Below are 12,557 nucleotides of genomic sequence, written 5' to 3'. Positions count from 1 at the left end.
GATCGGGCCTGTGCGCCGACGCCGACCTCAAATGGGCCACCGCAACTCGCGCAGTGATATACGTAGCCAGCCAAGGTGCGCCGGCGTTCCGCGAGCGTCTGGCAGAGTGGACAGCTAGCTGTTTCAAACGGCAATTCGTTCACGTCTTCACCATTAAAACCATGTCATGTGAGATGCGGGCCTTTCCTCAGTAGAAATGGGCCTCATGCTGAGCTGGCAGCGGCCGGTAGTATCCGACCGAGCGGAATGGTCCAGGCTCCACGCGGATTCCGCCCGCTAAGACTGGAGTTCTTCGGCTGCCGCCGCGAGCGAATTTACGCTTCGAAACAGTTGGCGGGAAAGCATTGCATCGGGGATCTCGATGTTGAATGCATTCTCAATGGCCAGCATCACGTGCACGGTAGCCAGGGAGGAGAGGCCCGCTGCGTAAAGATCTGCTTGGTCGTCAAGCGCTTCGACGGGCACGTCGAGCCGTGCGACGTCGCTAAGGATCTGTCGAATGATAGCCTTCATCTGGAACCTCTCGGCGGATGAGTATGATCGAAAGAAACCATTGGGCCGAATCCGTCGTGGGGCTTCAGTGCGCCGCCGCACAAGCTCGCCACGTTGGTAGCCCATCTGCTCGCGTAGCTCATCTCGCGGCGAGCGCGCTGCTGCTGTGACGTCCCGATGTGCGATGAGAAGTACATCCGAAAGCTGCCGCGATCGTGTCGAAATTGCGCGACCGGAAATGACCGAAGTCTTCAGGCATAACGGCTAGATCATTTGCGAAATGCGAATAGGAATCTGAACACTTCAACTGCCAGGCAGATTTCTCAGGCTTCCGCCCGGGATCCGGAGCTTTCTCGGCGAGCTTAACTCGGCCAAAAACGTGCTTTCGCGCTTCCGGGCCCAGAATCGTACCCTCTGCAGACCGACCCTCCGCGTCACATTCAACTCAAAATCGCTATGACGGTGCCCCTGACAGYGGGAGCTGCGTGTAGCTAGCTCATTGGCTTAAATTTTGCCCAATCGTCCTTTGCGCGCGGGAACAGAGTGTGCTCTCTTGACTGCGAGCATGCGAAGCGCATGCCGTTTCCCCAAAATGACACGTAAGAGTTGACCATGGACAAAGCAAAAGTACCAACAGACCAACGTGCAGCTCACGGCCTCCTGGCAGACGACCATCGTGCGGCCAAGAAACTGTTCAAGCAATTCGAGGAAAGCTCCAGCATAAGTTGCGAAGTCTGCGTCAAGAATGAATGCCCAATTCTCGACCACTTGGAACGCATACGCGCGCAGGTCGCGTTGGCACGCGAATGGGCCGCCGTTACCGGACGCTGCATGAGATCGACCAGGAGCGCAATGCTGCTTACGCACGGCGCAGTTCCCTGGGATGATTAATGTATTTCGTCGGCGTGAGCGTGCGTGAGGGAATGCGCGCGGTGCAGGGGGCGGAGGCTTTCCTGCCCATTCGACGCATTGAAGGTCCCGAATTGCCGCTTGGAATTTGGGTCCTGCTGATCGGGCCAATCAGGACGGGCGCGCGGAGGCAACCTCCGCACCTGGGCGGTGGCGGCTGCGACTGAGCGCCCTAGCGAAACCAGGTGCCGGCGCGCAAGAGGGTCGGGCCTGGTCCGCGATTCAGTCTATCTTCAGTCCTAGCCCCGGTCGCCACCCCGGTTTGCCATCAACAGGCCCAGGATAATGCCGACCCCGACCGCCACGCTCATGGAACGCAGCGGCTGATCCTTAACATAGGCGGCGGTATCCTCGGCTCGCCGGGAGATTTGCTGGCGCACATTTTCCGAGATGCCCTTTGCGGCATCCCTGGTCGCGTTCATCTTGCTCAGGAACTCTTCCTTGGCCTCGTCCAGCGCAGCCCCGGACAGGGTGGGAATGCGGCTGATCAGGTCGTCGAGCTCCCGCTTCAAGCCGTAGGCTTCGCTGCGTGCGACCGCACCGACCTGTTTGCCGGCGTCCTTGGCAGCGTCCAGGATGTTTGTGGTTGCCGTGCCGAACTTGCCGGCGATACCCGGCGAATCGTTCTGGACGGAGGATTGGGTATTGCCTTGGGTTTCCATTAGTCGTGCTCCTGAAAGTCGGTCGTTCGGCATCAGGTCATCGCGCGCCGGACACGCCGCGCGGTACCCCGTGGTCGTCCGCCTGCTCGTCGGCGGCGCAGGCCAGGTACACAGCGCATGTTTCATGCCATGAATGCATCATTGCCCCCAAGTGGAGCGCGCTCTGGCCAGGCATCGCCGGTCGGTCACTGCGGGGAGCAGCGCGGCAGCCGTGATGCGACCAGAACCAAGCCCTCGCGGCGAATCCAGCAGCCCTGCCTCTCGCGCACGGCTGCATAGAAAATTACCGGCCTTGAAATTCCTCCCTCGGCCGGAGGTTGGCAAAATTTCGGAGATCCTGCTCGACGTGCGTGGCGGACGCATACGCTGTGCTGACCAACGGTGGCTTCCTCGGAATGGGCGATTCCCTGCATGCCAGTCCCTGGGGCGCGCTCAGCCTGGACACCGACGATAAGTGCTTCAGCACCGGTGTGACCGCGCAACGGATCAAGAATGCGCCGGGTTTTCCTATCTGATTTATGAATAATTCCATGGGAGCGCAGCGAGCGGTGCGCGTGCGCGGCAGGGCGAGCGGGTGGCGGCTCAGGGTCAGTCCGGGCTTTTCATCGGCGACAACTAAAGGAAGGGAGCAAGGTCCGTGCAACCTTTGAGAAGGTTAGTGGCGTGGCAACGGTGACGAATATCGAGCCGGAATAAGCGCCCTACGGATTAGGCAATGCTGCCTGTGGCCCCGCCGCCACAACCTCGTGCACGAAGCGGAGCTTGTCCACCACGACAGGGCTCAGTGCGAACGGATAGCCATCCGGCACGCCCAGGCTTCGGTTGAGGCTGTTGCGCACGTAGGTGAGCGGAAACCACCGATTCATCAGACTTTGAAAGCTGGCATCCTCGACGGGTGTCTGGTCCGTCAGGGTAGGCTCTCCGACTGTGGCTGGCTTGAGCGCAAGCCCGCATGCCGCGGCGGTGTCCACGGTATCGACGATGTGGAGATAGTCTGCCCAGGTTTCGGCCCAGTCCTCCCACGGGGGCATGGCCGCGTAGGCGCTGACRTAGTGCCGAGGTGGGTGCAACGCCTGGACGCCGTGTATAAAAAGAAATGAGCTCATCTGGATCGCTCGCCTTCTACCTGCGACTGCATCGCAAGGCTGGCAATGCCATCAAGTACACCCCGGACGGTGGCGTCATCGATCTGAGGATCAAACGGCAGGGCGAAGATGCGGTGCTGAGCATCACCGACAACGGCATCGGCATCCGCAAGGAGTTTCTTGCCAGCATTTTCGAGATCTTCGTGCAAGCCGAACCGGCTACCGACCGCCGCGCGTCAGGACTCGGCCTCGGGCTGGCCCTCGTGCGCAAGCTGACCGAACTCCATGGGGGGACCGTGACGGCCACCAGCAACGGGCAGAATGTCGGGAGCCGGTTTGTCGTGCGCCTGCCGGCACTGCCGGACGGCACGCCAGCGGCTGCGCCCGAGCCCTTGCACACCGTGACGGCTTCGGTCGTTTTACCCCGCCGCATACTCGTGGTCGACGATAACTGCGATGCTGGCGACAGCATCGCGACGTTACTTCGCCTGGACGGCCACGAGGTGCGGGTCGCGCGGGACGGCTCGAGTGCCCTGACATGCGTGGATAACTTTCATCCCGAGGTCGTCTTGCTTGATATCGGCTTGCCAGATATCGACGGCAATGAAGTGGCACGGCTGATCCGGGCGAACCCCAATCTGCCCGATGTCCGGCTGGTGGCCCTGAGCGGATACGGGAGGCCGGAAGGAGGCCTCGGCGAACGGCGGGATTTTGATCACTATCTGGTCAAGCCAGCCGCATTGACGCAGTTGAATGCCTTGATTGCCATGGGCGCAAAGCGCGTATAGGCAGCAGGGCGGGGCATTCACATACTGTGCCCCATCACATCACTTCTGCCGTGGCGCCAACACCTTGCGGTCGGGCGCTTCCAGCTTGCCCGCACGGCGCAGACTTACCGCCTCGGCAATCGCGCCGGCCACATTGTCCACYTCGCGCGGCATCGCCTGGTCGTGATCGAGGTCAGCATGGCTGGTGGCGTACGGGCGCCAATAGCCGATATAGCGGTCGAGTTTCGCCAGATGCCTGCGTCTATCAAGCCCATCCAGTCCATCCAGTCGCACAATGCGCGTCGCACACCATCGATTCCGGCCACGTCGCCATGTACCGCCACACCGTAGACGCGCCCGGCCAAGTGCTTGGGGTAGTCCCAGCCCCGCAATTCCAGCGCCTTGGCTTGCTCCGGCTTTTGCCATGCGTGCTGCTCGGATCGGGGTTACCGCCATCGGCACAGACCAGCCGGTTAATCATCAGCTTGAGCGGACTTGTGGCCTGATACCAATAGACCGGCGAGACGATCATCACGCCATGGGCGCCTACCCAGCGCGGATAGAGCGCGTTCATCCAATCGTTGACCTGGCCGAGCGAATGATTGGGATAGCAACTGCATGGCCAATGGCAAAGTGGCATGGCCGTAAGCTGCGCCGCCGTCGGATAGATGAGCGCAACAGCACGAAGATTAATGCCAATCAAATGTTGTGCTCAGCGTGACGGGGGACCGGCGGGGCGCATGTCCCGTGGCTACAGGCATTTTGCCGCGCGAAGGAAACTTCGGCCATGCAGCAACAGAGGGCAGGACAAATGTCCCGCCAGCTAATAATCCCTATTGGCCGATGTTCTTCCCATAACCGCCCTTACCAACTTTCGCGCGGCCGAGCATTTACCCCTCAACCCGGCCCCATCCCCTTCGGACCTGCACCACCACCGGTAACAGCGATACGACGATAATTGCTATCGTCAGCCAACTCATATGCGAACGCACCCACTCGATGCCGCCCAGCCAGAAGCCGGCAAGCAGTAAGCCACTTCCCCACACCACCGCGCCGAGCACGTTGAAGGCAGCGAAGCGCCGGGGGTGCATGCCAGTCAGGCCGGCGAGGAAGGGGGCCACGCTGCGGACGATCGGCACGAAGCGCGCGATGGTGATGGTCGAGCCCCCGTAGTGATCGAAGTAGGCACGAGTCTTTGCAATATATTGCGGCTTAACCCAGCCACCGCGCAGCAGATGCTGACCCAGGGGGGACCGGCCTATCAGGTAGTTGACGCCGTCGCCGACAATGGCTGCGGTGCAAATCATTGCCATTGCTGGTAGCGGCGACAAACCATTGACGCCGAGGAATGCGCCAGTCGCGAACAGCAATGAATCACCCGGCAAAAACGGCAGAATGACGAAGCCGGTCTCCAGGAAGATGATGGCTGCCACGAACAGCACGCCGGTGACCCAGTTCTGGGCCAGCATCGACATAATTTGCTGGTCATTGAAGAGCCAACTGAGCAATCCGGTGGATAACATGCGATGTCCCGGACCTTAACGTCGTCCGCCGAGCCGGTCAAACGTGCCTAAAAGATCCGTCAATGCTTGCTTGCACTCCACCGCATTTGGTGTGGTAGACCGCACTGCTCCGAGCGCGCGGTCGATGGCCTTGTCGGCGACGTGCCAGTCCGCGGCGGCGCGCGGCTTCAGGCCGGCTTCGGCGTTATCCCACGCAACCTCTAGGTCCTTGATCCTCGTCTTTGCCGCGGGTAGATTGCCCTTTTCAACGAGCAAGGCCACGTCTGCAGCGATCACGCGAAAGGCGGACAGGTCGCCTAGCCTGGATTGCGTGGGCGTGTCCGCAGGAGTGGCCGCCACAGCGATGTGAGGGAGGAGGGCGAGGGCCGCGGAAACACTTGCGTAGCTTGGCGCCAGCACGGCTGCGGCGAGCAAGGCCGCGTCAAGTCGGCGGTGAATGATGTGTCGCTTCATGTCGTACTCCTAAAGGATTCGCGTGATGCATTACGAGGTGCGAGGGGCGGGATTACCGGGCCCGCGCTGACTAACATTCCGTTGGGCGATGGCGACCATCAGAACGATCACCGATAGGAAGATCGCGCTTGTCACCAAGGCGCCGAGACCAACGCCGCCATACTCGTGCGACTGTGACAACATGTCACCGAGCGAAGCGCCCAGGGGACGCGTGAGGATATAAGCGATCCAGAACGCCAAGACAGTGTTTAAGCCACAGTAAAAGGCCGCGACGGTGAGCGCGATCAACGTGCCAAATGCCACGCAGCCGAGTCGGAATCCCAGTCCCAGGGCTTCGGTGGCGAGGTCGCCTGCTGCGGTGCCCAGTGCAAATGTGCAAAGAATCGCAGCCCAGTAAAACAGCTCTCTTTGGGGGCTATCTATGGATTGGATAGATAGCGTCCTTTCTCGGCCGTACCAGAGCAGGAAAACCCCAGCGAGCAGGATGGCGAAAAGCGCGGTGCTTAGGTATAAGCTCACGCCTAAGCCGTCAGTCAGAGCGTCGGTGATCTGGGTGCCTACTACGCTGACCAGCACTACCGTCAGCCAGTAAAGCCATGGAACGTAACGACGCTGCCGCACGTGGGTGAGCAAAGCAAGGCACAGCAGACCGAACATACCAGCACGTGTGGCCGCCTGTCCCAGTCCCGCATTGACAGCGAGGTAATCGGCACCAGTCTCGCCAACGGTGGTCGACATAATCTTGATGATCCAAAAACCGAGGGTGACTTGCGGCACCTTGTTCTGCCAATTGGACATGGGATCTTGCAGTACGGTGGGCATAAAGGGCTCTCCGATTCGGTCAGCGGGTTGGCGTGCGCAGTCGCATCTGGCCAGATACATGGTCGCGGTACGCAACCAACTGGATACCCGACACGGAAACGGGCAGCAAAGGATGGAGTTAAGGCTAACGCCGTATGCCTTAAGGAAGAATTAAAGGAACGACGTTTGGGCGAAGTGACTAAGGCAATACCGGCCGGCGCCGGCAACTGAGCGTTTTCCCATCGCGGGATGGCGCGTGGCACGGGGACAGCCGGCCGCATACGGCGAGGGGAGTGCCTTTCCGATGCCTATGCGGCGATGAACGTTCGCAAGGTTAGATCAATGCCTGGCCCCTGGCCCAAAATGTCGATGAAGCCGCTACGCCTGGCGGCGTGCTCCAACGCGGCGCGCATAAGTGGCGACAAAAAAGAGGGCGGGGAGTTCGTCGGCGTTCCGGTAGCCTCCACCCTCGGCGAAACAGCGGAGCCTGGCAGTGCAGCGGGGTGAAGGGGGAGCAGCAGGACTGGACTCCTACGCGGAGGGGGGCGCGGCGGTTAGACCGTAAGCGCCCGGCGAACGCGCCTTGACAGCGCACGACGCGGTGGCGGGAGAAACAGGCATGACCTCGAAGAGGCTGCCGACTGTATTCGCTTACGAGTAGCTACAGGCCGCTATACATGACGAATCCCTTGGTCCAAGCAATGTGACCTTCTTCGTCAGCCTTCCAAAAAACCTGCGCGGACACATCGTATGGCAATGGACCCTTTCCCTTGCGGAAGAACTCCGCACGATGGATGGAGATGTCACTCCTACACACACCATCAATCTTAAACTCCTGATTCCGAAGCGCATTTTCGAGCGCGGCCACAGGTGACCCAGGCGGGAATAATGTTCGCAGCCGAGCGTCGAACTCTGGCGAGATTGCCAGCTTCCCGCCCCATCCCTTCAGCATCTCCACTTCCGTCTTGTTGCTGGGCGGGCACGGACTCGCATGGCCGCCTCCAGCCGTCACATTGCGCAACAATGGTGGTAAATCGTTTGCCTTCGGTACCGGACCACACCCCACAGACAACAGGCTGACCAGGCCGATCCAGACCAGCGATCGGACAGATATACGTCTGCGGTAGGCGTGCCTCATTTTTTTCACCAAGGCCTCACGGCCGGACTAGCTCTCCTTCTGGCCGGGTTTTGGGTGGCTACGTTATTGGGGGAAGGGCGGATGTCTGTCTGCGCCGCCAACAACTCAAGTCAGCCGTCGGCGCGCTGGCCCTCAGTTCCGGATTCCCAATCAATATTTTCACGATGGTGAAAGTACTGGGTTGTGACCATGGCATCCCGCGGACACTCAACGGTCGTCTCTTGCCACGACCCTTCTCCGCCGGTCGACCGGTCTAATTGTTCTGACTGAAGTCGCGACAAGAGCGGTCGCCCGGTTCGGTGTTGCGACCGTCGCCCGCAAGTTGGATGCCAGGTTTTGGCAGACGATCAGGCGGCAATGCAGGAAATCAGGCTTATGTTGTCGGATCCGCCAATGACGAGCCGAACGACAGGTTGCTCCCGCAAGATCGCGAGATGCTCACGCTTGCGTCGACCAGCGCTTTGATTGCCTTTGTCTTGATGCGCCGGACATCGGGGCTTGCGCCGATTAGCGTCAGACACGCGACTGCCTCGTTCTGAACATCGAGAATCGGCGCGCTCACAGCGGACAGTCCTGGGATGAGAACCGATTCCGCTTCGTCGTATCCGACTCGCCGGATCGTCGAAAGACGCTCAAGCAACTTCACTGGCGGCTGTTCATGGTTCTTCGAAACGGCCAACTCGATCAGGTCATCTCTGACCTGATCGGGGGTGAAGGCGAGCAGCACGCGACCCGTTGCCGAATTTGTCAATTGGAATGTCGAGCCCACCGACAACGTAGTAATGAACGGCACATAGCTGCGTTCCCATCGCACGATAGTGGGGCCGCGATCGCCGAGCACACAGAGGAGGGCGGGCAATCCCGTGATAGAAACTAGCTGTGGCATTGCTTCACTGGCGAGGCGCAGATGATCAATACGCGCGAGGGCAGACGCGCCGATGCGTACCGCCGTCGGCCCAAGGTCGTAGAGACCGGTGACTTCATCCTGTACCGCGAGACCGCTTGCCATTAGGCTCGCGAGGTAGCGATGCGCGAGGCTGTTTGGCATGCCGATGGCGCGCGCCAGATCGCGGAGGGGTGTCGCCTTACCCGCCTCGACAAGCGCAAGAAGAACCTCCGTTGCCTTGTCGGCCGACTGAATCCGGCGTCGTCCTCCGCTATTGCCGGCAGCAGTCGGTGGCGGGTCGTCCGCCGACACCGCCGATGGTTCTGCGATGGTTTTTTTTGCTTCTGTCAAAGCCGTCGATACTCCTCTCGGAAGGGGGCGAACCTCGGATTCAGGGTGCGCGAACGATTTTTGAGTTTATCACGGGCGATGACACGGGAATTCAGCCAGCTCCAGGCAAGCAGATGACGCGCGCATCGGCATTGCGGAGGCGGAGCGGCAAAATGCGCTGATAGTCTGTGGAGGTGTACCAGGCCGTGGCGTCCTCGGGGCTCTCGAACTCCAGAACCACGAACGTCCCGGTTTTGGCGTTGCCCTCGAGCACGTGGGGCGTGCCTCCCCGAATCAGGAACACGCCGCCATAGGAATCCAGCGTGGGCTGGACCTTGCTGGCGTACTCATCCCACTCCGCGCCGGGGGTGGATGTCTACCTCGGCAAAAATGTAACCTTTCGTCATGTCGTCTCCCGTCAGAAGGATGAGGTGAAGTTCGCTGGAGCGTCGCAGGCCACCGTTCCCATCTTTGCCGGAATCGAGACTTCGAGAAGCTCGAGGTCTGGTGAGATCGCCAACTCGTTGTGCTTGAGTCCGCCAGGGATCAGGAGCGATTCTCCCGCGCTGACGCGAATATGGCGGCCGTCCTCGAAGACCAGGTCGACCCAACCGCGCAGCGTATAAATGAACTGCGAATCGCAGAGGTGATAGTGCCACCCGGTTTGCTGCATTTCGCCCGTTGCAAGAGTTATCTGCGCGCGCATGCGGCCATCCGTGGCAGTCGTCACGCCCAGGTCCCGATACTTGAAGAATGAGCGGCGTCCCGGCACCAGTGGCGCCGTTTCGGGCGTGGCATAGGAAAGCCTTTGCGCAAGCGCTTCGGCGTCGGCAATCGACGTGGCGGAATGAACGTGTTCGGTGGATGAGTCCATGGTCTGCTCCGTGGGTGTTGTCGTTGTTAAAGTTGCTGATTGGCGGGTTGCCGCCGTGGTGCCCCGCGTACCAGCACGGTGGCGCGTTCTTCCACACTCTTGATGATCGAAGTGAAATCGTCCTGGCCGCGTCCTTCTTCCATTGCCGTTTGCCAGACGCCCCGGGCCTGCTCYAGAACGCGCGCCGGGAYGCSCAGATTGCGGGCCTCTGCGATGGCGAGCTCCACATCCTTTGCGAGGATCGACATGTGTGCCCCGAAGTCGAACGATCCAGGGAGGGCGAAGCGAGCAAGTATGTCTGCTGCCGCGCTCTGGCCGGTGCTGGATCGGATGACGTCGGCCATGGCGTCGGCGTTCAGGCCTGCTTTGGCGCCCATTGCCAACGCCTCCGATGCAACGGCCATGTTGGCGGCCAGCATGATGTTGTTCACCAGCTTCATCGCCTGTGCCTGGCCGGGCTGATCGCCCAGCTTGTGAATTGTCTTCGCGATGCGATCCAGCGAGGGCATGGCGCGCGCAATGTCATGGCTCGCGCCGGCCAGCATGATGGACAGCGTGCCCGCACGCGCGGCGGACGGCCCACCACTGACTGGCGCGTCCACCGTGGCGATATGCTGACGCTGAAGTCTCTGTGCGATGGAGGACACCGCAGTCGGACCGATCGTCGACATCTCGATGTACGTATGCAGCGCGTTGCCGGCCGCCACGCCGTCCTGGCCGAAAATCGCCGCTTCGCATACCGCCTGGCTTGGCAGGCAGGCCATGACGATGGCGGCGGCATCCGCCACCGAACGTGGACTGGCATGCGCCACTGCGCCAGCGTCCACAAGTCGCGACACGGCTTCCGCGTTAGGGTCGTAGACGTGCAGTCGGCACCCGGGATGAATAAGCCGCATTGCCATCGCGGCACCCATGTTGCCAAGGCCTAAAAAGCCGACTTGGGTAATCTTGCTCACGTTCGTATGTCTCCGTATCTGGGTAGATTTCCGCGCACCGCGTCTACCAGTCGGTGCCGCGCGCGTCGTGCTTCGGGTAATGTTGCAGTGCCGGCCTTCACTCAGATCAACAGTTCGATCAGGAAGGGGCCGTCCTGGCGGAAGCTCTGCTTCATGAGGTCGGCGCACTGCTCGAGCGTCGTTGCGCGTGCGGCCTCCACCCCCATGCCGTTGGCGAGCCTGACCCAGTCGAGATCGGGATTCGACAGATCCAGCATGCTCATGGCCGTGGGCCCCGGTAATGCCCCGACGTTCTCGTATTCGCCGATCAGGATGTTGTACTTGCGGTTGGCCAACAAAATCGTCGTGCAGGGGAGTCGTTCACGTGCCTGCGTCCAAAGCGACTGAAGCGAATACATCGCCGAGCCGTCAGCCTGCAGGCTGATGACCCGTCTCGAGCCCCCACAGGCCACCGCCGCGCCGGTTGCAACCGGGAGTCCGTCGCCAATGGCACCGCCGGTCAGTGAGAGCCAGTCATGTGGTGCTGCAGCGTGGGTGAATCGGTAGAAGCTGCGGCCATACGAAATGCTTTCGTCCGATATGATCGCGTTCTCCGGCATCACGGCGGCGATCGTCTGGGCCAGCCCTTCCGGCGTGGGTACACCGGTAGCGATCTCCGGGCAGGGCTGCGCGGGCGGCATATCGACCACTGGCGCGTTCAGCGCCTCCGCCAGCGCGAGCAGGGCCGCTTCGGGATGCTGGTCGACGCGCGACAAATGATGGATCTGGGCTTCGCGCGGATACTGGAGGGAGGGCTTGCCGGGATAGGCGAAGAATCCGACTGGTGGCCTGGCGTTGACCAGGATGATGTGCCGGAACGATGCCATCATCGTGATGGCTTGATCGGTGTTGTAGGGCACCCGCTCGATCGGCAGACGGCCTCGTCCACGCGAGACCCGCCCCATCACGTACTCATATTTCAGGGTCGCGCCCGTCGCGCTGGCAATGCGCCACGCGAGCGCCTGCGCTTCGGGCAGCGCGCACTCGCCGCCAAGCAGAATCAGCACGTCATTGCTATTCTGGCGCAGAATGCGCGCCGCGTTGTCGACGGCAAACGTATCGATCGATGGCGCTGACGGTACGGGCAATGCGCGCGCGGCAGCGCCGCCCGCATCCCATGACGTATCGGAAGGCAGGATCAGCGAGGCGATCTGCCCGGGCGCGGTCCGCGCAGCGGCTACTGCGGCGGCCGCATCACGACCGACGTCGGCTGCGGACTGGCTCGTGCGGACCCATGCCGATACGGCGCCCGCGAGCGCGGCCGTATCGGCAGTGAGGGGCGCATCATACGGGCGGTGATAGGTCGCCTGATCTCCCACGATGTTGACGACCGCGCTATTCGCGCGGCGAGCGTTGTGAAGGTTCGCCCACCCGTTGGCAAGTCCCGGTCCGCAATGCAATAGCGTGCTCGCGGGCTTGCGGGCCATGCGGAAATAGCCGTCGGCCATGCCGGTCACGACGTTCTCCTGCAGTCCCAGCACACACCGCATACCTGGAATTTGATCCAGGGCCGCGACGAAATGCATTTCGCTGGTGCCGGGATTGGCGAAGCAGGTATCGATGCCCGACTCGAGCAGTGTGGTGACCAGACTTTCAGCGCCGTTCATGTTGTGTGTTCTCCGGTTCGATGAGGATGGGTCGC

General features: G+C 61.3%; 12 protein-coding genes and 4 pseudogenes. 3 read left to right on the top strand and 13 right to left on the bottom strand.

Features of this window, described 5'->3' with window-relative positions:
• On the top strand, positions 1-194 hold a 194-nt coding region (locus AC1DO7_RS13230), incomplete at its 5' end, for a hypothetical protein (RefSeq protein ID WP_477116220.1).
• Between the two features lie 82 nt (positions 195-276).
• Here the strand turns inward: AC1DO7_RS13230 and AC1DO7_RS13225 are convergent.
• Together AC1DO7_RS13225 and AC1DO7_RS13220 are read right to left on the bottom strand one after the other, a co-directional pair.
• A complete protein-coding gene (locus tag AC1DO7_RS13225; RefSeq protein ID WP_441620477.1) occupies positions 277-513 on the bottom strand; it encodes an acyl carrier protein in 237 nt (78 codons plus the stop codon).
• A gap of 1,127 nt (positions 514-1,640) precedes the next feature.
• Entirely contained in the window at positions 1,641-2,063 is a 423-nt protein-coding gene (locus tag AC1DO7_RS13220) for an ElaB/YgaM/YqjD family protein (protein ID WP_441620475.1), read from the bottom strand.
• A gap of 316 nt (positions 2,064-2,379) precedes the next feature.
• Here AC1DO7_RS13220 and AC1DO7_RS13215 point away from each other — a divergent pair.
• Positions 2,380-2,569 (top strand): annotated as a pseudogene (locus AC1DO7_RS13215) (PRC-barrel domain-containing protein); the annotation flags it as partial.
• A gap of 195 nt (positions 2,570-2,764) precedes the next feature.
• Here AC1DO7_RS13215 and AC1DO7_RS13210 read toward each other — a convergent pair.
• Positions 2,765-3,121 (bottom strand): annotated as a pseudogene (locus AC1DO7_RS13210) (putative zinc-binding metallopeptidase); the annotation flags it as partial.
• A 38-nt stretch (positions 3,122-3,159) separates the two neighbouring features.
• Between AC1DO7_RS13210 and AC1DO7_RS13205 the strand changes: the two are divergent.
• On the top strand, positions 3,160-3,936 hold the full coding sequence (locus AC1DO7_RS13205; RefSeq protein WP_441620473.1) for an ATP-binding protein: 777 nt from the start codon (positions 3,160-3,162) through the stop codon (positions 3,934-3,936).
• 39 nt (positions 3,937-3,975) lie between these two features.
• Here the strand turns inward: AC1DO7_RS13205 and AC1DO7_RS13200 are convergent.
• The 10 genes and pseudogenes from AC1DO7_RS13200 to AC1DO7_RS13155 form a co-directional block, all read right to left on the bottom strand.
• Positions 3,976-4,561, bottom strand: a pseudogene (locus tag AC1DO7_RS13200) (flavodoxin family protein); the annotation flags it as partial.
• 244 nt (positions 4,562-4,805) lie between these two features.
• Complete coding sequence (locus AC1DO7_RS13195; protein WP_441620471.1) at positions 4,806-5,438, bottom strand: VTT domain-containing protein; 633 nt, start codon at positions 5,436-5,438, stop codon at positions 4,806-4,808.
• Between the two features lie 15 nt (positions 5,439-5,453).
• Positions 5,454-5,891 carry a hypothetical protein gene (locus AC1DO7_RS13190; RefSeq protein WP_441620469.1) on the bottom strand — a complete coding sequence of 146 codons (438 nt, stop codon included), beginning with the start codon at positions 5,889-5,891 and terminating at the stop codon, positions 5,454-5,456.
• A gap of 30 nt (positions 5,892-5,921) precedes the next feature.
• Complete coding sequence (locus AC1DO7_RS13185; protein WP_441620489.1) at positions 5,922-6,689, bottom strand: COG4705 family protein; 768 nt, start codon at positions 6,687-6,689, stop codon at positions 5,922-5,924.
• Between the two features lie 664 nt (positions 6,690-7,353).
• Positions 7,354-7,830, bottom strand: coding sequence for a hypothetical protein (locus AC1DO7_RS13180; RefSeq protein WP_441620467.1), 477 nt, complete (start codon positions 7,828-7,830; stop codon positions 7,354-7,356).
• 373 nt (positions 7,831-8,203) lie between these two features.
• Entirely contained in the window at positions 8,204-9,067 is an 864-nt protein-coding gene (locus tag AC1DO7_RS13175; protein WP_441620466.1) for an IclR family transcriptional regulator, read from the bottom strand.
• A gap of 91 nt (positions 9,068-9,158) precedes the next feature.
• Positions 9,159-9,398: pseudogene (locus AC1DO7_RS13170) on the bottom strand (DUF1330 domain-containing protein); the annotation flags it as partial.
• A 66-nt stretch (positions 9,399-9,464) separates the two neighbouring features.
• The gene (locus AC1DO7_RS13165; RefSeq protein ID WP_441620464.1) at positions 9,465-9,920 is read right to left on the bottom strand and encodes a cupin domain-containing protein; all 456 of its coding nucleotides are present in this window, start codon (positions 9,918-9,920) and stop codon (positions 9,465-9,467) included.
• Positions 9,921-9,946: 26 nt separating this feature from the next.
• Positions 9,947-10,876 (bottom strand): NAD(P)-dependent oxidoreductase, encoded by a 930-nt coding sequence (locus tag AC1DO7_RS13160; protein WP_477116219.1) that lies wholly within the window; start codon positions 10,874-10,876, stop codon positions 9,947-9,949.
• 101 nt (positions 10,877-10,977) lie between these two features.
• Positions 10,978-12,522, bottom strand: a complete 1,545-nt coding sequence (locus tag AC1DO7_RS13155) for an acetolactate synthase large subunit (protein ID WP_441620461.1) — start codon at positions 12,520-12,522, stop codon at positions 10,978-10,980.
• Between the last annotated feature and the right edge of the window lie 35 nt (positions 12,523-12,557).

The sequence above is a fragment of the Cupriavidus sp. 05N40 genome (assembly GCF_056397305.1).
This window is presented reverse-complemented; position numbering and strand designations above follow the sequence as displayed.

What these genes read in the sequence shown, in the direction of transcription:
- AC1DO7_RS13180 (WP_441620467.1), bottom strand. Translation starts at nt 7,830, where the DNA reads ATGAGGCACGCCTACCGCAGACGTATATCTGTCCGATCGCTGGTCTGG.
- AC1DO7_RS13205 (WP_441620473.1), top strand. Translation starts at nt 3,160, where the DNA reads ATGAGCTCATCTGGATCGCTCGCCTTCTACCTGCGACTGCATCGCAAG.
- AC1DO7_RS13185 (WP_441620489.1), bottom strand. Translation starts at nt 6,689, where the DNA reads ATGTCCAATTGGCAGAACAAGGTGCCGCAAGTCACCCTCGGTTTTTGG.
- AC1DO7_RS13165 (WP_441620464.1), bottom strand. Translation starts at nt 9,920, where the DNA reads ATGGACTCATCCACCGAACACGTTCATTCCGCCACGTCGATTGCCGAC.
- AC1DO7_RS13225 (WP_441620477.1), bottom strand. Translation starts at nt 513, where the DNA reads ATGAAGGCTATCATTCGACAGATCCTTAGCGACGTCGCACGGCTCGAC.
- AC1DO7_RS13195 (WP_441620471.1), bottom strand. Translation starts at nt 5,438, where the DNA reads ATGTTATCCACCGGATTGCTCAGTTGGCTCTTCAATGACCAGCAAATT.
- AC1DO7_RS13220 (WP_441620475.1), bottom strand. Translation starts at nt 2,063, where the DNA reads ATGGAAACCCAAGGCAATACCCAATCCTCCGTCCAGAACGATTCGCCG.
- AC1DO7_RS13190 (WP_441620469.1), bottom strand. Translation starts at nt 5,891, where the DNA reads ATGAAGCGACACATCATTCACCGCCGACTTGACGCGGCCTTGCTCGCC.
- AC1DO7_RS13155 (WP_441620461.1), bottom strand. Translation starts at nt 12,522, where the DNA reads ATGAACGGCGCTGAAAGTCTGGTCACCACACTGCTCGAGTCGGGCATC.